This window comes from Amycolatopsis sp. NPDC021455 (genome assembly GCF_040640995.1).
GTDB lineage: Bacteria > Actinomycetota > Actinomycetes > Mycobacteriales > Pseudonocardiaceae > Amycolatopsis.
In genome coordinates, this window is sequence record NZ_JBFACT010000001.1 from 355,072 (window position 1) to 374,257 (window position 19,186).

Annotated in this window: 22 protein-coding genes and 1 tRNA gene; 20 read left to right on the top strand and 3 right to left on the bottom strand. The window is 68.8% G+C overall.

Annotated features, from left to right (window positions below; all coding sequences use genetic code 11):
- Window positions 1–29 precede the first annotated feature (29 nt).
- Window positions 30–479 (top strand): MaoC family dehydratase N-terminal domain-containing protein, encoded by a 450-nt coding sequence (locus AB0G28_RS01900; protein ID WP_361081983.1) that lies wholly within the window; start codon window positions 30–32, stop codon window positions 477–479.
- Entirely contained in the window at window positions 476–874 is a 399-nt protein-coding gene (locus AB0G28_RS01905) for a MaoC family dehydratase (protein WP_361081985.1), read from the top strand. Before AB0G28_RS01900 ends, AB0G28_RS01905 begins: the two co-directional genes overlap by 4 nt.
- Before the next feature lie 52 nt (window positions 875–926).
- Here the strand turns inward: AB0G28_RS01905 and AB0G28_RS01910 are convergent, their stop codons facing one another.
- Together AB0G28_RS01910 and AB0G28_RS01915 are read right to left on the bottom strand one after the other, a co-directional pair.
- The gene (locus AB0G28_RS01910) at window positions 927–1,829 is read right to left on the bottom strand and encodes an SGNH/GDSL hydrolase family protein (protein WP_361081987.1); all 903 of its coding nucleotides are present in this window, start codon (window positions 1,827–1,829) and stop codon (window positions 927–929) included.
- A gap of 82 nt (window positions 1,830–1,911) precedes the next feature.
- Window positions 1,912–2,835 carry a TIGR03619 family F420-dependent LLM class oxidoreductase gene (locus AB0G28_RS01915; protein WP_361081989.1) on the bottom strand — a complete coding sequence of 308 codons (924 nt, stop codon included), beginning with the start codon at window positions 2,833–2,835 and terminating at the stop codon, window positions 1,912–1,914.
- A gap of 206 nt (window positions 2,836–3,041) precedes the next feature.
- On the opposite strand from AB0G28_RS01915, the gene AB0G28_RS01920 reads away from it, so the two are divergent.
- The 6 genes from AB0G28_RS01920 (at window position 3,042) to AB0G28_RS01945 (ending at window position 6,723) form a co-directional block, all read left to right on the top strand.
- A tRNA-Trp gene (locus AB0G28_RS01920) sits at window positions 3,042–3,114 on the top strand.
- 26 nt (window positions 3,115–3,140) lie between these two features.
- A complete protein-coding gene (gene secE, locus AB0G28_RS01925) occupies window positions 3,141–3,581 on the top strand; it encodes a preprotein translocase subunit SecE (RefSeq protein ID WP_361081991.1) in 441 nt (146 codons plus the stop codon).
- 76 nt (window positions 3,582–3,657) lie between these two features.
- A complete protein-coding gene (nusG, locus tag AB0G28_RS01930) occupies window positions 3,658–4,479 on the top strand; it encodes a transcription termination/antitermination protein NusG (protein WP_361081993.1) in 822 nt (273 codons plus the stop codon).
- 75 nt (window positions 4,480–4,554) lie between these two features.
- Window positions 4,555–4,992 carry a 50S ribosomal protein L11 gene (rplK, locus tag AB0G28_RS01935; protein WP_043781763.1) on the top strand — a complete coding sequence of 146 codons (438 nt, stop codon included), beginning with the start codon at window positions 4,555–4,557 and terminating at the stop codon, window positions 4,990–4,992.
- A 76-nt stretch (window positions 4,993–5,068) separates the two neighbouring features.
- Window positions 5,069–5,788: a 50S ribosomal protein L1 gene (gene rplA / locus AB0G28_RS01940; protein ID WP_361081996.1), complete on the top strand. Its 720-nt coding sequence runs from the start codon at window positions 5,069–5,071 to the stop codon at window positions 5,786–5,788.
- 161 nt (window positions 5,789–5,949) lie between these two features.
- On the top strand, window positions 5,950–6,723 hold the full coding sequence (locus tag AB0G28_RS01945) for an alpha/beta hydrolase (RefSeq protein ID WP_361081998.1): 774 nt from the start codon (window positions 5,950–5,952) through the stop codon (window positions 6,721–6,723).
- Here AB0G28_RS01945 and AB0G28_RS01950 read toward each other — a convergent pair.
- Window positions 6,720–7,583 carry a hypothetical protein gene (locus AB0G28_RS01950; protein ID WP_361082000.1) on the bottom strand — a complete coding sequence of 288 codons (864 nt, stop codon included), beginning with the start codon at window positions 7,581–7,583 and terminating at the stop codon, window positions 6,720–6,722. The two genes, AB0G28_RS01945 and AB0G28_RS01950, sit on opposite strands and share 4 nt — an antisense overlap.
- Window positions 7,584–7,889: 306 nt before the next feature.
- Here AB0G28_RS01950 and rplJ point away from each other — a divergent pair, with 306 nt between their 5' ends.
- The 12 genes from rplJ (at window position 7,890) to AB0G28_RS02010 (ending at window position 19,164) form a co-directional block, all read left to right on the top strand.
- On the top strand, window positions 7,890–8,444 hold the full coding sequence (gene rplJ / locus AB0G28_RS01955) for a 50S ribosomal protein L10 (protein ID WP_361082002.1): 555 nt from the start codon (window positions 7,890–7,892) through the stop codon (window positions 8,442–8,444).
- Window positions 8,445–8,493: 49 nt separating this feature from the next.
- Window positions 8,494–8,880, top strand: coding sequence for a 50S ribosomal protein L7/L12 (rplL, locus tag AB0G28_RS01960; RefSeq protein WP_361082004.1), 387 nt, complete (start codon window positions 8,494–8,496; stop codon window positions 8,878–8,880).
- Between the two features lie 93 nt (window positions 8,881–8,973).
- Complete coding sequence (locus AB0G28_RS01965; RefSeq protein WP_361082006.1) at window positions 8,974–9,117, top strand: hypothetical protein; 144 nt, start codon at window positions 8,974–8,976, stop codon at window positions 9,115–9,117.
- Window positions 9,118–9,404: 287 nt separating this feature from the next.
- On the top strand, window positions 9,405–10,580 hold the full coding sequence (locus AB0G28_RS01970; protein WP_361082008.1) for an ABC transporter ATP-binding protein: 1,176 nt from the start codon (window positions 9,405–9,407) through the stop codon (window positions 10,578–10,580).
- Between the two features lie 38 nt (window positions 10,581–10,618).
- Window positions 10,619–11,371, top strand: coding sequence for an ABC transporter permease (locus tag AB0G28_RS01975; protein WP_003060268.1), 753 nt, complete (start codon window positions 10,619–10,621; stop codon window positions 11,369–11,371).
- Between the two features lie 5 nt (window positions 11,372–11,376).
- A complete protein-coding gene (locus tag AB0G28_RS01980) occupies window positions 11,377–12,213 on the top strand; it encodes an ABC transporter permease (RefSeq protein ID WP_003060266.1) in 837 nt (278 codons plus the stop codon).
- Window positions 12,210–13,535, top strand: a complete 1,326-nt coding sequence (locus AB0G28_RS01985) for an MCE family protein (protein WP_361082010.1) — start codon at window positions 12,210–12,212, stop codon at window positions 13,533–13,535. The genes AB0G28_RS01980 and AB0G28_RS01985 overlap by 4 nt, the downstream gene beginning before the upstream one ends.
- Window positions 13,532–14,560 (top strand): MCE family protein, encoded by a 1,029-nt coding sequence (locus AB0G28_RS01990; RefSeq protein WP_361082012.1) that lies wholly within the window; start codon window positions 13,532–13,534, stop codon window positions 14,558–14,560. Before AB0G28_RS01985 ends, AB0G28_RS01990 begins: the two co-directional genes overlap by 4 nt.
- Complete coding sequence (locus AB0G28_RS01995) at window positions 14,557–15,543, top strand: MCE family protein (RefSeq protein ID WP_361082014.1); 987 nt, start codon at window positions 14,557–14,559, stop codon at window positions 15,541–15,543. The genes AB0G28_RS01990 and AB0G28_RS01995 overlap by 4 nt, the downstream gene beginning before the upstream one ends.
- Entirely contained in the window at window positions 15,540–16,724 is a 1,185-nt protein-coding gene (locus tag AB0G28_RS02000; RefSeq protein WP_361082016.1) for an MCE family protein, read from the top strand. Before AB0G28_RS01995 ends, AB0G28_RS02000 begins: the two co-directional genes overlap by 4 nt.
- Window positions 16,721–17,899: an MCE family protein gene (locus AB0G28_RS02005; RefSeq protein WP_361082018.1), complete on the top strand. Its 1,179-nt coding sequence runs from the start codon at window positions 16,721–16,723 to the stop codon at window positions 17,897–17,899. Before AB0G28_RS02000 ends, AB0G28_RS02005 begins: the two co-directional genes overlap by 4 nt.
- Window positions 17,899–19,164, top strand: coding sequence for an MlaD family protein (locus tag AB0G28_RS02010; RefSeq protein WP_361082019.1), 1,266 nt, complete (start codon window positions 17,899–17,901; stop codon window positions 19,162–19,164). The genes AB0G28_RS02005 and AB0G28_RS02010 overlap by 1 nt, the downstream gene beginning before the upstream one ends.
- Window positions 19,165–19,186 lie beyond the last annotated feature (22 nt).

The window sequence follows — 19,186 nt, forward strand, 5'->3', positions numbered from 1 at the left end:
GGCTTTTTGCTGTTGGTAGCCTCGTCGCCGTGCCCTTGGACCAGTCGTTCACCGGGCGGAGCTATCCGCCGCAGACCAGCTACGAAGTGAGCCGGGAGAAGATCCGGGAGTTCGCCGACGCGATCGGCGACGCGAACCCGCTCTACCGCGACCCGGAGGCGGCCCGCGAGGCCGGCCACCCGGACGTGATCGCCCCGCCGACCTTCCTCACGATCATCAACCTGGCGTCGATCAACGCGATCGTCACCGACCCCGAGCTCGGCCTCGACTACTCGCGGATGGTGCACGGCGACCAGGGCTTCACCTACACGCGCCCGGTGTTCGCCGGCGACGTGCTCGAGGTGACCACCCACATCGACAACATCATGGCCCGCGCCGGCAACGACTTCATCAACCTGCGTGCGGACATCACCGACGCCGCCGGCCAGAAGGTGTGCACCACCCGCGCGCAGCTGGTGGTCCGAGGGGAGAACGCGTGAACCCCGGCGACGAACTGCCCGCCCTCGAGGTCCGGATCACGCGCGAGCAGCTGGTCCGCTACGCCGGGGCGGCGCTGGACTTCAACCCGATCCACTGGAACGAGGCGTTCGCGAAGGACGTCGGCCTGCCGGACGTCATCGCGCACGGCATGCTGACGATGGCGGTGGCCGGCCGCGTGGTCACCGACTGGCTCGGCGACCCGGGACGCCTGGTCGACTTCAGCGCCCGCTTCACGCGCCCGGTGGTGGTGCCGAACACGCCCGAGGGCGCCCTGGTGGAGATCACCGGCAAGGTCGCCGACGTCAAGGACGACGGCATCGCCCGGATCGACCTCGTGGTGAAGTTCGACGGCAAGACGGTCCTCGGCAAGCCGCAGGCCCTGGTCCGCAGCTGACCCGCCCGCCCACGCCTCGTTGCCATTCACGGCTTTCCGGTCGAGGCCGCGGCTAGGGCAGCTTCAGGATCGCCAGTACGGCGTCGGCCATGCCCCGCTCACCCCGGGCGTTCGGGTGCAGCGGGGCGGCCGGCGAGGCGGGGAGCACGCCCTCCACCCAGCGCTTGTCGGACGCCGAGCACACGTCGTGGCCCTTGCCGGGTGTCGCCGTGTCGGCGTAGCCCGCGCGGTGGCTGTCCGCCTGGTCCTCCAGCATCTTGTTCAGCTTGCCGAGCGCCTCGCGGAAGTACGCGATGTCGCCGGCACCGAACGGCAGCGAGGGCCAGCAGCCGTCGCCGTCGGGGAGCACCGTCGGGTAGCCGACCACGACCACCTTCGCCTTCGGGGCCTTCTTGTGGATGCGGTCCAGGACCGCGCCGACCTTCGGGGCCGTCGCGTCGATCCGCTCGGCCAGCTGGTCGTGCCCGCCGGCGGTGAGCCGGTCCTTGCACGGCGACGCTTCCTGGTGCGCCGTCGCGCAGCCCGACGCGTACGAGAAGAAGCCGACGTCGTTGCCGCCGATGCCGACCGTCACCAGCGTCGTCTCCGCCGTGACGGCGTCCAGCTGCGGCGGGTTCGTGCCGTTCGGGGTCTGCTGCGCGGCGGTCAGGTGCGCGGTGGTCGCGCCACTGCAGCTGACGTCGGCGAACTGGGCCGGCTTCAGCTTCGCCGAGACGAGGTGCGGGTAGTTGTCGTCCGAGCGCTCGCAGCCCGCGGGCGTGCCCGCCTGCCGCCCGGTCCGTGGCGACGACGTGTACGAGTCGCCGAGCGCGACGTAGCGGCCACTGCCGCCGCCGGTGTCCTCGCCGCCCGGTGGCGCCGACGACGAGCCGTGCTGCCACTTGTAGTACCCGAAGGCCAGTACCCCCACCACGAGCACGACCACCAGGCAGCCGCCACCGCTCTTCTTCGCCACTTCTTCGTTTCTACCGAACCGCGTGCCCCGGTGGTCTCGTCAATCCGGGTGATCCGCGGCCTCCGGTCGAACGAGAGTTGCGTCACATTGCGGCGATCAGCTCGCCGGCGAGTTCGAGGGCGTGATCGACGTCCTTGGCGACGTAGTGGAGGTCGACGAGCACCTCGGTGATGCCCTCTTCGCGGGCGACGTCGAGGCACGGCAGGACGTCGGCGGCCGTCTCGACACCCGTGCCCTGACGTGGGTTGATCCGCAGGACCCGGCGCAGCGCACCCGGGTCGCGCCCGGCCTGCTCGGCCGCGTCCACCGCGACCGACCAGAGCGCGGCGAGGTACTGCCGTGGCATCCAGCCCGCCAGCCAGCCGTCCGCGCGGCGCCCCACCCGGGCCAGTGCCGGCGGTGAGAACCCGCCGAGCAGCACCGGCGGCCGCGGCTCCTGCGCCGGGCGCAGGCCCACCGTCGACGGCGCGATCCGCCACTGCGGGCCCTCGTGCTCGGCCGGGTCGCCGGTCCACAGCGCGTCGAGCGCGTCGAGCAACTCCTCGAGCCGCTTGCCCCGCCCCTCCCACGGCACGCCGGTGGCGAAGTACTCCTCGCGCAGCCAGCCGAGGCCGAACCCGACGTCCAGCCGTCCCGCGCTGGCGAGATCGAGCGAGGTCAGCGCCCTGGCGAGCAGCACCGGGGAATAGACCGGACCGGTCAGCGCGCTCATGCCCAGGCGGGCCGTGCGGGTCACCGCGGCCGCGGCCGCCAGCGTCGTGAACGGGTCGGCGAAGGCCTCGAACTCCTTCGGGTACGGGTGCTCCGGCGTCCCGCCGCCCGGGTAGAGGTCCGACGGCTCGTGCGGCGCGAGGATCCGGTCGCCCACCCAGAGCGAGCTGTAGCCGAGGTCCTCCGCGGCCGCCGCGAAGCGCGCCACGGCGGCGGGATCGGCGAGGGCGCCGTACTGGGGGAGCGCGAGGCCGAGCCGGGTCGGAGCCCCCGCCGGACGGGGGGTGGTCGTCATGGCGGACATCCTGGCATGATCAGGTGGCCGGCGGGGAGTTTTCCGCAGGCCGGCCGGGGTACGGCGGTCGATCGGGGGGCGCGGTTGCGAGCTCTCGCGAGGCTTGCCGTAGACTTCGGGACTTGGAACGCACTACGGTCATCCCCGCCTGGATGGTGGGGATGATGGAATGCGTCCTCCGGGGCTCCGAGCGATCGGGGCTCCACAGGGGTGTAGCTCAATTGGCAGAGCAGCGGTCTCCAAAACCGCAGGTTGCAGGTTCAAGTCCTGTCACCCCTGCGTAACGGAACTGGTGGAGCGGAGGAGTGGTCGTGAGCGACAGCGACGCCAGCGGCGGCGAGCAGGAGCAGGACGGCACCGGGCAGAAGCCCGAGAGCCCGTCCCGTCCCGTCACAGCCGCTGCCCGGCGTGAGCGCCGTGCGACCGCTCGTCCGGCGGGGAAGTCCGCGGCACGTGCGGACGACAAGACCCGCCCGGCCGGGAAGTCGGGGGAGAAGACCGCCCCCGACGCGAAGGGCGCTCCGACTCCGAAGCGCGACCAGAAGCCGAAGAAGGCTTCGGTGTTCGCGAGGCTGGTGCGCTTCATCCGTGAGGTCTGGGCCGAGCTGCGGAAGGTCATCTGGCCGAACCGCAAGCAGATGGTCACCTACACCGCGGTCGTGCTGGTCTTCGTGGTGTTCATGGTGGCTCTGGTGAGTGGCCTGGACCTCCTGTTCAAGTGGGGCATCGGCAAGATCTTCGGCTGACGCGCTTAGCGGCGCGGCGCCGATGGGGCTCAGGTCCCGGCCTGGCCCCGGCAATGATCAACTGAGAGGACGGAACGTGACCTCCGACAACGGCACATCAGCCGGTCACGACCTGACCGAGCTTTCCGACGAGCAGGTGCACGTGGCACTCGGTGACGAGGAGTCCGCGCACCTCGAGCCCGTCGAGGTGTCGGACTCCGAGGTCGACGACGACGCTTCCGTCGACGCTGTTTCCGCCGACGACGAGACCGCCGCGGAAGACGAGCCGGCCGCGGACGACGAGGACCCGGTCGCCAAGCTGCGCGCCGAGCTGCTCGCCGCGCCCGGCGAGTGGTACGTCGTGCACTCGTACGCCGGGTACGAGAACAAGGTGAAGACCAACCTCGAGACCCGGACCCAGACCCTGGACGTCGAGGACTACATCTTCCAGATCGAGGTCCCGACCGAAGAGGTCACCGAGATCAAGAACGGCCAGCGCAAGCAGGTGCAGCGCAAGGTGCTGCCCGGCTACATCCTGGTCCGGATGGACCTGAACGACGCCTCGTGGAGCGCGGTGCGCAACACGCCGGGTGTCACCGGGTTCGTCGGCGCCACCTCGCGGCCGTCGCCGCTGACCGTGGACGAGGTGCTGAAGTTCCTCGCGCCGCAGGTCGAGAAGGAAGCCCCGGCCAAGGCCAGCAAGGGCGAGGCCGCCGCGGCCGCGCCGCTCGGCGGCCCGGCCGTCGAGGTCGACTTCGAGGTCGGCGAGTCGGTCACGGTCATGGACGGCCCGTTCGCGACGCTGCCGGCGACGATCTCCGAGGTCAACGTCGACGGGCAGAAGCTGAAGGTCCTGGTGTCGATCTTCGGCCGGGAGACCCCGGTCGAGCTGTCGTTCAACCAGGTCTCCAAGATCTGACGGCCGGCCTCCCCGGCCGCAGTCCCCACGTCCACGGCAGGTACGCGGGGAACGTAGTACAGGACAGGAAAAGAAATGCCACCCAAGAAGAAGAAGCTTGCGGCGATCATCAAGCTGCAGATCAAGGCGGGTGCGGCCAACCCCGCGCCGCCGGTCGGCCCGGCGCTGGGTCAGCACGGCGTCAACATCATGGAGTTCTGCAAGGCCTACAACGCCGCGACCGAGTCGCAGCGCGGGGACGTCGTCCCGGTCGAGATCTCCGTGTACGAGGACCGGTCGTTCGACTTCAAGCTGAAGACGCCGCCGGCCGCGAAGCTGCTGCTGAAGGCCGCGGGCGTGGAGAAGGGCTCCGGCGAGCCGCACAAGACCAAGGTCGCCAAGGTCACCTGGGACCAGGTCCGCGAGATCGCCAAGACCAAGGAGACCGACCTCAACGCGCACGACATCGACCAGGCCGCGAAGATCATCGCCGGCACTGCTCGTTCGATGGGCATCACGGTCGTCGACGCCTGAGTCTCTGAAGTACCCGTGGGAGAGCCAGGGCTGGCTCGTCACCACACTGATCCACTCGTAGTTAAGGACAGAAGAAATGCCCAAGCACAGCAAGGCTTACCGCCAGGCTGCGGAGATGGTCGACAAGACGCGCCTGTACGCGCCGCTCGAGGCCGCGAAGCTGGCGAAGGAGACCTCCAAGACCAAGATGGACGCGACCGTCGAGGTCGCGATGCGTCTCGGTGTGGACCCCCGCAAGGCCGACCAGATGGTCCGCGGCACCGTGAACCTGCCGCACGGCACCGGTAAGACCGCCCGCGTCATCGTCTTCGCCGTCGGCGACAAGGCCGCCGAGGCCGAAGCCGCCGGCGCGGACGCGGTCGGCACCGACGAACTGATCGAGCGCATCCAGGGTGGCTGGCTCGACTTCGACGCCGCGATCGCGACGCCGGACCAGATGGCCAAGGTGGGCCGCATCGCCCGCATCCTCGGCCCGCGTGGCCTGATGCCGAACCCGAAGACCGGCACGGTGACCCCCGCGGTCGCGAAGGCCGTGCAGGACATCAAGGGCGGTAAGATCAACTTCCGCGTCGACAAGCAGGCCAACCTGCACCTGGTGATCGGCAAGGCTTCCTTCGACACGGAGAAGCTGGTCGAGAACTACGCGGCGGCGCTGGACGAGATCCTCCGCGCCAAGCCGTCGTCGGCGAAGGGCCGCTACCTGAAGAAGGTCACCTTCACCACGACGATGGGCCCGGGCATCCCGGTCGACCCGCTGCGGACCCGCAACCTCCTCTCCGAGGAAGCCGCGGTCTGAGAACCTTATTCTGGTTAGGCTGGCGCCACGGAACGCGACCCGCCCGCATGAGGCGAGCTTCGCGCCGGCCGACGGCTGAATAAGGTTCTGAGTCTGAGATCACCAGAAAGGGCGTCCCCGCTTGCTGCGGGGGCGCCCTTTCTTCGTGTCTCATGGAGGTCATGCCGACTTTCGCGTCGTTCGACGGGCTCCGGTTGAACTACACGGTGTGGGAGGGCGACGACGCCCACCGCCCGGTACTCCTGCAGCACGGCTTCGCCGCGGACACGAACGCGAACTGGATCTCCACGGGCGTCGTCGCGGCCCTGAGGTCGGCGGGCTTCACGGTGATCTCCCTGGACGCGCGCGGCCACGGCCGTTCGGAGAAGCCCCACGACGAGTCCCGCTACGCGTCGGACAACATGGCGCAGGATGTCTCGGCGCTGCTCGACGAGCTGGGCCTCGACGAGGTCTCGATGGTCGGCTACTCGATGGGCGCGATCATCGCCCTGACGGTGACGGCGACGGACAAGCGCATCCGCTGCCTGGCGACGGGCGGCGTGGGCTCGGGAATCGTCGACTTCGGAGGGGTGGACCTGCGTGTTTTGAAGCCGGCTGACATCGCCGCGGCGTTGCTGGCGGAGGATCCTGCCTTGGTACCGCCGTCGGGAGTCCCGTTCCGCCTGCTGGCCGACGCGGTGGGCGGCGATCGCCGCGCGTTGGCCGCGGTGGCGCTGGCATCCCGGGAAGGCCACCTGGACCTGTCGGCGATCGGCGTCCCGACGCTGGTACTGGCGGGCGACCAGGACCAGCTGGCGGCAGAGCCGGAGCGCCTGGCAGCGGCCATCGCGGGGGCAAGGCTGGTCCGCATCCCGGGCGACCACATGACGGCGGTGATGTCACCGGCGTTCGCGGAGGCCCTGGTGTCGTTCCTGTCGGCTCCGCACCCCCGCTAACGGCTGGTCGGTGTCGGCAGCGGGCAGGGCGTGGGCTCGTTGGTGTGCCCCGTGATGAGCCACTGCCCCTTCTCGACCTTCTGCACGGTGAAGGCGCCGAGCGCGGGACCTCCGCGGATCCCGAACTGGCACGAGCTGATCATGAAGCTGTCGCCCGGGATCGGTTCGGAGACGTACGACGGCATCGACTCCGCGTAGTCGTTCTTGCTCTTGACCTGCCGGTTCAACTCGTGGACCGCGACCTGGCAGTCCGCGTAGCCGAGATCCTGGGCGAACTTCTGCTGCACGTCTTCGCGCATCCGCCCGCACGCCTGCGGGACCAGGTTCTGCGCGACAGCGTCGTAGACCGACCGGACCGCCTCGTACGGGCTGGTCGAGAGGATGTGGTTCGTGTGGTACGTCCCGCCGCCCTCCTGGGCGAGCTGGGCGGAGGTCTTGCCGGAGTCGTTGGGGAAGAAGTGGTTGTACAGCCAAGTGCCGGCCACGCCGAGGATGACGATCGCCAGAACCCAGGCGATGACCTTCTTGCCCAGCCACGCCAGCCACCTCGGTGCGCGACGGCCTTCGGTCGGTACCAGCTGGTAGCCCGGCGGGATCATCGGCGGCTGCGCGCCACCCTGCTGGGGGGTGGGTTGCGACGGCGGGGCCTGGACGAGTCCCGCATCCGGAGGCGGCGCGGGTTGGTTGCCCTGCTGGGCCTGGGTGAAGCGCAGGTAGTCCTGGAACTGCTGGAACTGGCGGAACTGCTCCAGCTCCGCCGGGTCGACCGGCGGCTGCGGTGGGTTCCCGGCCGCAGGCGTGCCGGAGCCCGCCGGTTCGATCTCCGAGCCCGGCTTTCCGTCATCGCGCTGCTCCGCCACGTCACCATGATGCCCTCCGCGCCTCCGCGCGGAACCCCCAGCCGCCCTAAACGCAGGTCAGGGCGGGGGGTGACGACGGCCGCCGAAACTCGTCGCGTACACTTGACGACGGTTCTACCGAAGACCGCTGGTTTTCCCCGCAAGGGGAACGAAGGTCCCGCACTCGCCGGGCGGCCCGCGCAGGAGGAACGAGGCCGGGCACCCAGGTGCCCGATGACGCCCCGCGCCTGTCTGCGCGAGGGCGTTTCGTCGTTTGGGGGCTCCTCGAACAGCCAGTGGAAACACTAGCCAAGAGAGGAGGCGACCATGGCGAAGCCCGACAAGGTGGCGGCCGTCGCCGAGATCGCGGAGAGCTTCCGCACCAGCTCGGCCACCGTCGTTACCCAGTACACCGGCCTCTCCGTGTCCCAGCTGTCCCAGCTGCGCCGCGCTCTCGGCACCAGTGCCAAGTACCGGGTCGCGAAGAACACCCTCGTCAAGCGTGCCGCCGAGGACGCCGGCGTCAAGGGGCTCGAGGACCTGTTCGTCGGCGCGACCGCCATCGCCTTCGTCGAGGGTGAAGCGGTCGACGCCGCCAAGGCGCTTCGCGACTTCGCGAAGGACAACAACGCGCTTGTGATCAAGGGCGGCTACATGGACGGCAAGCCGCTGTCCGTGGACGAGATCAACCGGATCGCCGATCTCGACAGCCGTGAGGTCCTGCTCGCCAAGGCGGCGGGCGCGTTCAAGGCGAAGCTGTCCCAGGCCGCCGCGCTGTTCCAGGCGCCGGCGTCCCAGGTCGCCCGCCTGGCTGCCGCGCTGGAGGAGAAGCAGCGCAACGCCGCCGGTACCGAAGCAGCCGAAGCACCCGCCGAGAGCTGAACCACCCCCACCCCGAACGTCTAGTTCGTTTTTCTGAGAGGAAGCCATCATGGCGAAGCTGAGCACCGCCGAGCTGATCGACGCCTTCAAGGAGCTGACCCTCCTCGAGCTGTCCGAGTTCGTGAAGGAGTTCGAAGAGGTCTTCGACGTGACCGCCGCCGCGCCGGTCGCCGTCGCCGCTGCCGCTCCGGGTGCCGCCCCGGCCGCCGCCGCCGAGGAGCAGGACGAGTTCGACGTCATCCTCGAGGGCGCCGGCGACAAGAAGATCCAGGTCATCAAGGTCGTCCGCGAGGTCGTCTCGGGCCTGGGCCTGAAGGAGGCCAAGGAGCTGGTCGAGGCCGCTCCCAAGGCCCTCCTGGAGAAGGTCGACAAGGAGGCCGCCGAGGCCGCCAAGGAGAAGCTCGAGGCCGCGGGCGCCAAGATCTCCATCAAGTGATTTCCGGCGCGCAAGCGCCACCGCGAACGGGCGGGCACCCATCGGGTGCCCGCCCGTTCCGTTTGTTGCATCGGAGCGCCCGGCAGCGACTCGATGACCATGACCGACCCCGAGCACCTCGAGCTCCTCGCCCAGCAGCTGACCGACCGTAAACCCCTGCTCACGCTCTCGCCGGCGGCCGTGGTCGTACCCGTCCTCTTCCTCCTGCTCTTCGCCGCGCTCACCGTGATCCCCTAGGAGCGCTGTCCGAATAGCCCCGGGTCCCTAAATCGTGGTTTCGGGGCTCTTCGGCTCTGCGTCGTTGCCCCGATTGGACTACCGTGCTGCGAGATGGCGATCACGGCGGGGTGACGATGAGCCCGGGGCTGGCCAGAAAAGAAAACTGGTGAGTAACCTGTTCGCACTCAGCTCGTTGCACCTGGTTGACGCGGGTTCGTGGGCGCCACAGGCCCACATCCGCCGCCGGCGTGGGTGGCAGGGTGTGGCAGCGGGCGCAATGACGCGGAACAGCTCCTGGAGGTGCGATGGGTGCCGAGGTGGTCATCGAAGGTCTGACGAAGTCCTTCGGTAAGCAGGCCATCTGGCGGGACGTCACGTTGACGCTCCCCCCGGGCGAAGTGTCGGCGATGCTCGGCCCGTCGGGGACCGGCAAGTCGGTCTTCCTCAAGTCGATGATCGGGCTGCTGAAGCCCGACCGCGGCCGCTGCGTGATCAACGGTGTCGACATCGTCACCTGCTCCGAGCACAAGCTGTACGAGATCCGGAAGCTCTTCGGCGTCCTCTTCCAGGACGGTGCGCTGTTCGGCTCGATGAACCTCTACGACAACGTCGCCTTCCCGCTGCGCGAGCACACGAAGAAGTCCGAGACGGAAATCCGCCGGATCGTCCTCGAAAAGCTGGACATGACCGGTCTGAACGGCGCCGACAAGAAGCTCCCCGGCGAGATCTCCGGCGGTATGCGCAAGCGCGCCGGCCTGGCCCGCGCCCTGGTGCTGGACCCGGAGATCATCCTGGTCGACGAGCCGGACTCGGGCCTCGACCCGGTCCGCACGACCTACATCTCGCAGCTGTTCCTCGACGTCAACGCGCAGATCGACGCGACGTTCCTGATCGTCACCCACAACATCAACCTGGCCCGCACGGTGCCGGACAACCTGGGCATGCTCTTCCGCAAGGAACTGGTCATGTTCGGCCCGCGCGAGGTGCTGCTGACCAGCGAAGAGCCGGTCGTCAAGCAGTTCCTCAACGGCAAGATGCAGGGCCCGATCGGCATGTCCGAGGAGAAGGACAGCGCCCAGATGGCCGCCGAGCAGGCGATGTTCGACGCCGGCCACCACGCGGGCGGGGTCGAGGACGTCTCCGGCGTGCCGCCGCAGATGCAGCCGACGCCGGGCGTGCCGACCCGGATGGGTGCCGTCCGCCGCAAGGACCGGGTCATGGAGATCATGCACCGGCTGCCGCCGGCCGCGCAGGAGAGCATCATCGAGTCGCTGAGCCCGGAGGAGCAGCGCCACTACGGCGTGCGGCCGCACCGCGGGCAGCCGCAGCAGGTCGGCGCCCGCCCGCAGGGTGACGGCGTCCCGAACCAGCACCACGGGCAGCTGCCCGCCGACCAGGTGGCGCGGATCCCCGGCGGCCAGCCGCCGAGACCCGGCACGCACCGGATGCCACCACGAGACAACGGGCCAGGTGGCAGGTGAGCTCTCCCGCAACACAGGCGAAGATCCCCGGGATCGGCATGCTCCGCGAGACCGGGAACCTGTTCGCTCTCGGCCTGGACATCGTCCGCGGCCTGTTCCAGCGCCCGTTCCAGCTGCGGGAGTTCATCCAGCAGTCCTGGTTCATCGCGAGCGTGACCATCCTGCCGACGGCCCTGGTGGCCATCCCGTTCGGCGCGGTCATCTCGCTGCAGTTCGGTTCGCTCGCCCGCCAGCTGGGCGCGCAGTCCTACACCGGCGCGGGCTCCGTGCTCGCCACCGTGCAGCAGGCCAGTCCGCTGGTCACCGCGCTGCTGGTGGCGGGCGCGGGCGGCTCCGCCGTCTGCGCCGACATCGGCGCCCGGACCATCCGCGAAGAGATCGCCGCGATGGAGGTGCTCGGCGTCTCCGCGGTCCAGCGGCTGATCGTGCCGCGCACCCTCGCGATGATGCTGGTCGCGCTCCTGCTCAACGGCATGGTCAGCGTCATCGGCGTCCTGGGCGGCTACTTCTTCAACGTCGTCCTCCAGGGCGGGACGCCGGGTGCGTACCTGGCGAGCTTCTCGGCCCTCGCGCAGCTTCCCGACCTGTGGGTCGGTGAGATCAAGGCGCTGATCTTCGGGTTCATCGCCGCCGTCGTCGCCTCCTACCGGGGTCTCAACCCCTCCGGCGGCCCGAAGGGCGTCGGGGACGCGGTGAACCAGTCGGTGGTCATCACGTTCCTGCTGCTGTTCGTCGTGAACTTCGTGATCACCCTGATCTACCTGCAGATCGTGCCCGGAAAGCTGGACTAGCGGCCATGACGTTCCTCCAGGGCGCCAAGCGCGTCGCCAACCGTCCTTTGCAGACGCTGGACACCCTCGGTGACCAGATGTCGTTCTACGGCCGCGCTCTGTTGTGGACACCGCGGACGCTGCGCCGGTACACGAAGGAAGTCCTCCGGCTGCTGGCCGAGGTGAGCTTCGGCTCCGGCTCGCTCGCGGTCATCGGCGGCACGGTCGGCGTGATGGTCGGCCTGACGCTGTTCACCGGTGTCCTCGTCGGCCTCCAGGGCTACTCGGCGCTGAACTCGATCGGGACGTCGGCCTTCACCGGCTTCCTGACGGCGTTCTTCAACACCCGCGAGATCGCGCCGCTGGTCGCCGGGCTGGCCCTGAGCGCCACGGTCGGCGCCGGGTTCACCGCCCAGCTGGGCGCGATGCGGATCTCCGAGGAGATCGACGCGCTCGAGGTCATGGGCGTGCCGAGCCTGCCGTACCTGGTCACGACGCGGATCATCGCCGGGTTCGTCGCGGTCATCCCGCTCTACATCATCGGCCTGCTCAGCTCGTACCTCGCGTCGAGACTGGTCGTCATCTACATCTACAACCAGTCGGCGGGCACCTACGACCACTACTTCGACCTGTTCCTGCCACCGCAGGACGTGCTCTATTCGTTCATCAAGGTGCTGTTGTTCAGCGTCCTGATCATCCTGTCGCACTGCTACTTCGGGTACCGGGCGACCGGTGGCCCGGCCGGCGTCGGCGTCGCGGTCGGCAAGGCCGTGCGGCTGTCCATCGTCACGGTGTCGATCATGAACTTCTTCATCGGGTTCGCCATCTGGGGAACCGACGTCACGGTAAGGATCGCGGGATGAGGGTGCTCCGGCGCAGGCTGCTCGGCCTGCTGCTCATCGCCGTGATGGTCGGCGGGGTGGCGCTGTCCATCGCGCTCTACGACAAGGCGTTCACGCCGGTCGTCACGGTCAAGCTGGAGGCCGACAAGATCGGCAACCAGCTGATCAAGCAGTCCGACGTCAAGGTGCGCGGGCTGATCGTCGGCTCGGTGCAGGACATCATCGCCACCGACCACGGCGCGGAGCTGACGCTCGCGCTGAAGCCGGAGTCGGCGAAGCTGATCCCGGAGAACGTCTCGGCGCGCTTCCTGCCGAAGACGCTCTTCGGTGAGCGGTTCGTCTCGCTCGAGATCCCGAAGGACCCGTCGGCGAAGACCCTGGCCAGCGGGGACGTCATCCCGCAGGACCGCACGTCCAGCGCGGTCGAGCTGGAGCAGGCGTTCGCCCACCTGATGCCGGTGCTGCAGGCGGTGCAGCCGCAGAAGCTGTCGGCGACCCTGACGGCGATCTCGACGGCGCTGTCGGGCCGCGGCGACCAGCTCGGCGACACGCTGTCGCAGCTGGGCACCTACATCGGCGAGCTGAACCCGCACGAGCCCGAGCTGCAGCACAACCTGAAAGCGCTCGCGGAGTTCTCCGACCACCTCAAGGACGCGGCGCCGGACCTGGTGCAGAGCCTGGACAACCTGAGCACGACGACCCGGACCGTGGTCGACGAGCGGCAGAACCTGGCGAACCTCTACGGCAGCCTGACCCAGGCTTCGGTGGACCTGCAGACGTTCCTGCAGAACAACAAGGACAACATCATCTCCCTCGTCGACACCGCGCGGCCGACGGCCGAGCTGCTGGCGAAGTACGCGCCGGAGTACCCCTGCGTGATCTCCCAGATGGCCCAGAACGTGCCGCTGATCGACCAGGCACTGGGCAAGGGCACCGACCAGCCCGGCCTGCACGCGACGATCGAGATCATCGTGCCGCGCGCGCCGTACGAGGCGGGCAAGGAAGAGCCGCGGTTCGAGGACAAGCGCGGCCCGCGCTGCTACGACATGAAGGACATCCCGAAGCCGTTCCCGTCGGAGCCGCCGGACGGCGCGTTCAAGGACGGCACGAAGCACCAGGCCGCGCCGAAGACCGTCGGCGAGGGCCTGAACCCGGCGAAGTTCAAGGCGGACGCGGCCGGTGGTAACGACGGCGGTGGCGACCTGGCGTACTCGACGGCGGAGCAGGGCTTCCTCGCCGACCTGCTGGGCCCGCAGCTGGGCATGAACGCCGCCGACGTCCCGGGCTGGAGCGCGTTGCTCGTCGGCCCGCTGTACCGGGGCGCGGAGGTGACGGTCAAGTGAGGGGCCTGCTCGCACCGCTGATCAAGCTCGGCATCTTCGTGGTCGTCACCGTGCTGTTCACGACGATCCTCGGGATCAGTATCGCCAACATCAACACCACCAGCACCAACGCCTACAAGGCGCGCTTCACCGACGCGACGCTGCTGCTGCCCAACGACGACGTCCGCATCGCGGGCGTCCGGGTCGGGCAGGTCAAGGACGTCAAGATCGTCGACAAGCGCCAGGCCGAGGTCGAGTTCGAAGTGGACTCCGGGCGGACGCTGCCGGCCGGGGTGACCGCCCAGATCAAGTTCCGCAACCTGGTCGGCCAGCGGTACGTCTCGCTCGGCGAAGGCGACGACACCTCCGGCAAGACGCTGGCGCCCGGCGGCACGATCCCGCTGGAGCGGACCACGCCGGCGCTGGACCTGACCGAGCTGTTCAACGGTTTCAAGCCGTTATTCACCGCGCTCAACCCGGACGACGTCAACAAGCTGTCCTACGAGGTCATCCAGGTCCTGCAGGGCGAGGGCGGCACCGTGGAGAGCCTGCTGTCGCACACGGCGTCGCTGGCCACCACGATCGCGAACAAGGACCAGGTGATCGGCGAGGTCATCGACAACCTCAACTCGGTGCTCGACACGGTCAACGCGCACACGCCGCAGCTGAACGACCTGATCATCAAGCTGCAGCAGCTGACTTCCGGCCTGGCCGCCGACCGCAAGCCGATCGGCGACGCGATCGAGAGCCTCGGAAATCTGGCCGAGACGACGTCCGGGCTGCTCGGCGAGGTCCGCGAGCCGCTGAAGAACGACATCAGCGCGCTCGGCGGCCTGACCCAGCAGCTGAACAAGAACGAGCCGGAGCTGGAGCACTTCATCCAGTTCCTGCCGACCAAGGTGAGCACGCTGACCCGCACCGCGGACTACGGCTCCTGGTTCAACTTCTACGCCTGTGAGTTCTCCGGGAGCGTGAGCTTGCCGCCACTGATCAACGACGTCCCGCTGCCCCTGCTGCCGGCGAACCGGGAGAGGTGCAAGGGATGAAGTCGTTCCAGAGCCGCAACCCGGTGCCGATCGCGCTGGTCGGGATCGTCGTCCTGGCGCTCGGTTTCATCGCCGCGCTCAACTCCGACGACCTGCCGGTGGTCGGCGGCGGCACCACCTACAGCGCCGAGTTCAGCGAGGCTTCCGGGCTGCAGAAGGACAACGACGTCCGGATCGCCGGGGTCAAGGTCGGCAAGGTCAGCGACATCGAGCTCGACGGCACGTCGGTCAAGGTGTCGTTCAAGGTCAAGGACGCCTGGCTGGGCGACCGGACGAGCGCCGCGATCAAGATCAAGACTTTGCTCGGGCAGAAGTACCTCTCGCTGGACCCACAGGGCGAGAACGCGCTGAACCCGGGCACCGGGATCCCGCGCGACCGCACGATGGCGCCCTACGACGTGCTCGACGCGTTCCGCGGGCTCTCGCAGACGGTCGACAACATCGACACCAAGCAGCTGGCGCAGAGCTTCGACACCATCTCGCAGACCTTCGCCAACACTCCGCAGGACGTGAAGGGCGCGCTGTCGGGGCTGTCGAAGCTGTCGGACACGATCGCCTCGCGCGACCAGCAGCTGTCGAACCTGCTGGCCAACACCCGCGAGGTGTCGCAGACCCTGGTCGACCGCGACGCGGAAGTGCAGAAGCTGCTGAACGACGGCAACGACCTGCTCGCCGAGCTGGCCAAGCGCGAGGACGCCATCACGGCGCTGCTGAACGGCTCCCGCGAGCTGGCGACGCAGCTGCAGGGCCTGATCGACGACAACTCGAAGCAGCTCGACCCGGTGCTGACCCAGCTCGACCAGCTGACGTCGATGCTGCAGCGCAACCAGGACTCCCTGGCCGAGGGCATCAAGAAGTTCGCCCCGTTCATCCGCGTCTTCACCAACACCATCGGCAACGGCCGCTGGTTCGACAACTACATCTGCGGCCTGCTGCTGCCGTCGTTCGGCCCGATCAACGAAGAGGGGTGCTACACGAAATGAGTGACACCCGCTTCGGGCAAGCCCTGACCCGGGGCTTCACCATCGCGATCGTCCTGGCGCTCGTCGTCGCCGGCGGGATCTGGTGGACCCTCAAGGACGCCGGCCGCAACCACCTGACCGCGTACTTCGCCGGCGCAGTCGGCCTGTACGAGGGCAACAGCGTCCGGATGCTCGGCGTCGACATGGGCACGGTCACCAAGATCACGCCGATGGGCAACCAGGTGAAGGTCGACTTCGAGTACGACCGCAAGGTCGCCGTCCCGGCCGACGCGAAGGCGCTCATCGTGGCGCCGTCGCTGGTGTCCGACCGGTACGTCCAGCTCGCCCCGGCCTACACCGGCGGCCCGCGGATCTCCGACGGTGCGGTCATCGGCCTCGACCGCACCGAGGTGCCCCTCGAGGTCGACCAGCTGGCGTCGAGCCTGGCCCGGGTCAGCGAGACCCTCGGCCCCAACGGCGTCAACAAGCAGGGTTCGCTGTCGAACCTGCTGAACACCGCCGCGGCCAACGTGGACGGCAACGGCCAAGCCCTGCACGACACGATCACCAAGCTCGGCCAGGCGGCCGGAACCCTCGCGGGCAACAAGGACGACCTGTTCTCCACCGTGGAGAACCTCGGCAAGTTCTCCCAGACACTGGCCGACTCCGACAACCAGGTCCGCACTTTCGAGAGCCGGCTCGCCGACGTCAGCGGCTACCTGGCGTCCGAAAAGGACAATCTGGCGGCGACCGTGCAGCAACTGGGCACGACGCTGACCGCGGTGCAGGCGTTCATCGACCAGAACCACGACCGGCTCAAGTCCAATGTGGACAAGTTGGCCGGCGTCACGAAGGTGCTCGTCGACCAGCGCAGCTCGCTGGCCGAGATCCTCGACGTCGCCCCGGTCGGCCTGAGCAACCTGGTCAACACCTACAACGGCTCCTCCGGCACGCTCGACGCCCGGCCGAACCTCAACGAGCTGACCCAGCCGCCGCTGGTGATGATCTGCCGGCTGCTCAAGCAGACCCCGGACGCGCTCGACGCGCTCGGCAACATCTGCCAGGGCATCGCCGGCGTGGTCGACGGGCTGATCCCGCTGCCGTCGGTGGCGCAGACCGTCCAGGCGCTGCAGTCGGGCAAGCTGCCGCCGCTGCCCCTGCCCATCGCCGGGCAGGTCTACGGCTCGGGAGGTGGCCAGTGAGGAAGCTCCTGACCGTGGGCGCACTGACCACGGTGTCCGCGCTCGTGCTGTCCGGCTGCGCGTTCAACGGCATCTACGACCTGCCGCTGCCCGGTGGGGCCGACCTCGGCGACCACCCGTACACGGTGAACGTCGAGTTCCGGGACGTGCTCGACCTGACCCCGCAAGCCGGGGTGAAGGTCGACGAGGTGCCGGTCGGCCGGGTCGAGAACGTCGGCCTCACCAAGGACGGCTGGCACGCGCTGGTGACGCTGAAGGTGAACGGCGACATCAAGCTGCCGGCCAACGCGATCGCCAACGTCAAGCAGTCGAGCCTGCTGGGTGAGAAGTACGTCGAGCTGGCTTCGCCCGGCGCCGACCAGGCCCAGGGCAAGCTCGCCGACAACGCGACCATCCCGCTGGCCCGCACCAACCGCAGCGTCGAGGTCGAAGAGCTGCTCGGCGCGCTGTCGCTGCTGCTCAACGGCGGCGGGATCGACCAGCTGAACACGATCACCAAGGAGCTCAACAAGGCCACGTCCGGCCGCGAGCCGGACATCAAGGCCTTGCTGGACAACGCGAACCAGCTCGTCACGAACCTCGACAAGCAGTCGCGGAACATCACCCGGGCCATCGACGGGCTCAACCGGTTGTCCTCGACCCTGAACGACCAGAAGGACAAGCTGGTCGGCGCGGTCGACAACCTCGGTCCCGGGCTCGGTGTGCTGGAGCAGCAGCGCGGCCAGCTCGTTACGATGCTGCAGGCGCTCGACAACCTCTCCGGCGTCGCGACCGACACGGTGAACAAGTCGCAGAAGGACCTCGTCGCCGACCTGAAGGCGCTGACGCCGACGTTGCAGAAGCTCGGCGAGGCGGGCAACGACCTGCCGAAGGCGCTGCAGATCCTGCTGACGTTCCCGTTCAGCGACCAGGCGGTCAACGACGTCAAGGGCGACTACTTCAACCTGTTCGCGAAGGTGGACCTGAACCTGAAGACGATCGTCGAGAACCTGGGCAACAGCAGGCAGAACGCGCTCAACGGGCAGCTGCCGCTGGCGGGCCTGACCGGCGGGGTCGAAGGCACGCCGGCCAACCAGCCGCCACCGCTGCCCATCCCGGGTGCCGGCCAGCAGTCCGGGACGGCGCAGCAGCCGGGCCTCGGCAACCTCTTCGGGCTCCTGGGAGGTGGCAGCTGATGTTGCTGCGCAGGACAAAACTCCAGCTGGTCGCCTTCGCGGTCATTTCGATCGTCGCGATCGTGTACGCGCTGGTCCGGTTCGCCGGGCTCGGCAGCGTGTTCGGCAACGACGGTTACACGGTGAAGCTCCAGCTCGACGAGTCGGGCGGGATCTTCACCAACGCCGAGGTCACCTACCGCGGCTACAACATCGGCCGGGTCGGGGAGATGCGCCTGACCCAGACCGGGCTCGAAGCCGACCTGAACATCGACCCGTCGGCGCCGCAGGTGCCCGCGGACCTCGACGCCGTCGTCGCCAACCGGTCGGCGGTCGGCGAGCAGTACGTCGACCTCAAGCCCAAGGCCGACAAGGGCCCGTATCTCCGGGCGGGCTCGGTCATCCCGGCGTCGAAGACGACCACCCCGGTCAGCACCGACCGGCTGATCGGCGACCTCGACTCGCTCGCGGCGTCGGTCCCGGTCGACTCGCTGCGCACGGTCGTCGACGAGTCCTACGACGCGTTCCGCGGCACCGGCGGCGACCTGCAGAAGCTGCTCGACACCGCGCGCAGCTTCACCACGACCGCGCAGCAGTACCTGCCGCAGACGATCCAGCTCCTCGACGCCGGCGGCCAGGTGCTCGACACGCAGAACGACGAGGCGAAGAACTTCGCGTCGTTCAGCAAGAGCCTCAACGAGCTCACCGGCACGCTGAAGAACTCCGACGGCGACCTGCGCAAGCTGATCGGCATCACGCCGCAGGTGGCGACGCAGATCAGCCAGGTGCTGCAGGAGTCGGGGCCGGGCCTGGGCGCGCTGACGGCGAACCTGCTCACGACGGCCAACCTGACCGTGACGCGCTTGGACGGAATCGAGCAGGGCTTGGTGACGTACCCGGCGCTGGCCGGCGCCGCCAGCAGCGTCGCCCCCGGCGACGGCACGGCGCACCTCGGGCTGGTGCTCAACCTGTTCAACCCGCCGTCCTGCACGAAGGGGTACATGCCGTACTCGCAGTACCGCACCGGCAACAACCTCACGCCGCGGCCCGCGGACGACAAGGCGTACTGTGCCGAACCGAAGGGCAGCCCGATCAACGTCCGCGGGGCGCAGAACGCGCCGTACGGCGGGGTGCCCGTCGCGCCGTCCGACGCGGACGTCGCGGCCAACGCGAACCGGCCGGCGGAGGAGCTGGCCGAGGAGCGGAACACCCGGGGTGTGCCGGGCATCGTCGGCAGTCCCGGCGTGAGCCTGAACAGCCTGGGCTCGCTGCTCGGCCTGACCTGACGTGGATTTGATGACCGTTACC

Coding starts and splice junctions, on each gene's coding strand:
- AB0G28_RS01985 (WP_361082010.1), top strand. CDS start 12,210: ATGAGGGTGCTCCGGCGCAGGCTGCTCGGCCTGCTGCTCATCGCCGTG.
- AB0G28_RS01975 (WP_003060268.1), top strand. CDS start 10,619: ATGCTCCGCGAGACCGGGAACCTGTTCGCTCTCGGCCTGGACATCGTC.
- rplK (WP_043781763.1), top strand. CDS start 4,555: ATGCCACCCAAGAAGAAGAAGCTTGCGGCGATCATCAAGCTGCAGATC.
- AB0G28_RS01980 (WP_003060266.1), top strand. CDS start 11,377: ATGACGTTCCTCCAGGGCGCCAAGCGCGTCGCCAACCGTCCTTTGCAG.
- AB0G28_RS01945 (WP_361081998.1), top strand. CDS start 5,950: ATGCCGACTTTCGCGTCGTTCGACGGGCTCCGGTTGAACTACACGGTG.
- rplA (WP_361081996.1), top strand. CDS start 5,069: ATGCCCAAGCACAGCAAGGCTTACCGCCAGGCTGCGGAGATGGTCGAC.
- AB0G28_RS01965 (WP_361082006.1), top strand. CDS start 8,974: ATGACCATGACCGACCCCGAGCACCTCGAGCTCCTCGCCCAGCAGCTG.
- AB0G28_RS02010 (WP_361082019.1), top strand. CDS start 17,899: ATGTTGCTGCGCAGGACAAAACTCCAGCTGGTCGCCTTCGCGGTCATT.
- AB0G28_RS01970 (WP_361082008.1), top strand. CDS start 9,405: ATGGGTGCCGAGGTGGTCATCGAAGGTCTGACGAAGTCCTTCGGTAAG.
- rplJ (WP_361082002.1), top strand. CDS start 7,890: ATGGCGAAGCCCGACAAGGTGGCGGCCGTCGCCGAGATCGCGGAGAGC.
- AB0G28_RS01995 (WP_361082014.1), top strand. CDS start 14,557: ATGAAGTCGTTCCAGAGCCGCAACCCGGTGCCGATCGCGCTGGTCGGG.
- AB0G28_RS01915 (WP_361081989.1), bottom strand. CDS start 2,835: ATGACGACCACCCCCCGTCCGGCGGGGGCTCCGACCCGGCTCGGCCTC.
- rplL (WP_361082004.1), top strand. CDS start 8,494: ATGGCGAAGCTGAGCACCGCCGAGCTGATCGACGCCTTCAAGGAGCTG.
- AB0G28_RS02000 (WP_361082016.1), top strand. CDS start 15,540: ATGAGTGACACCCGCTTCGGGCAAGCCCTGACCCGGGGCTTCACCATC.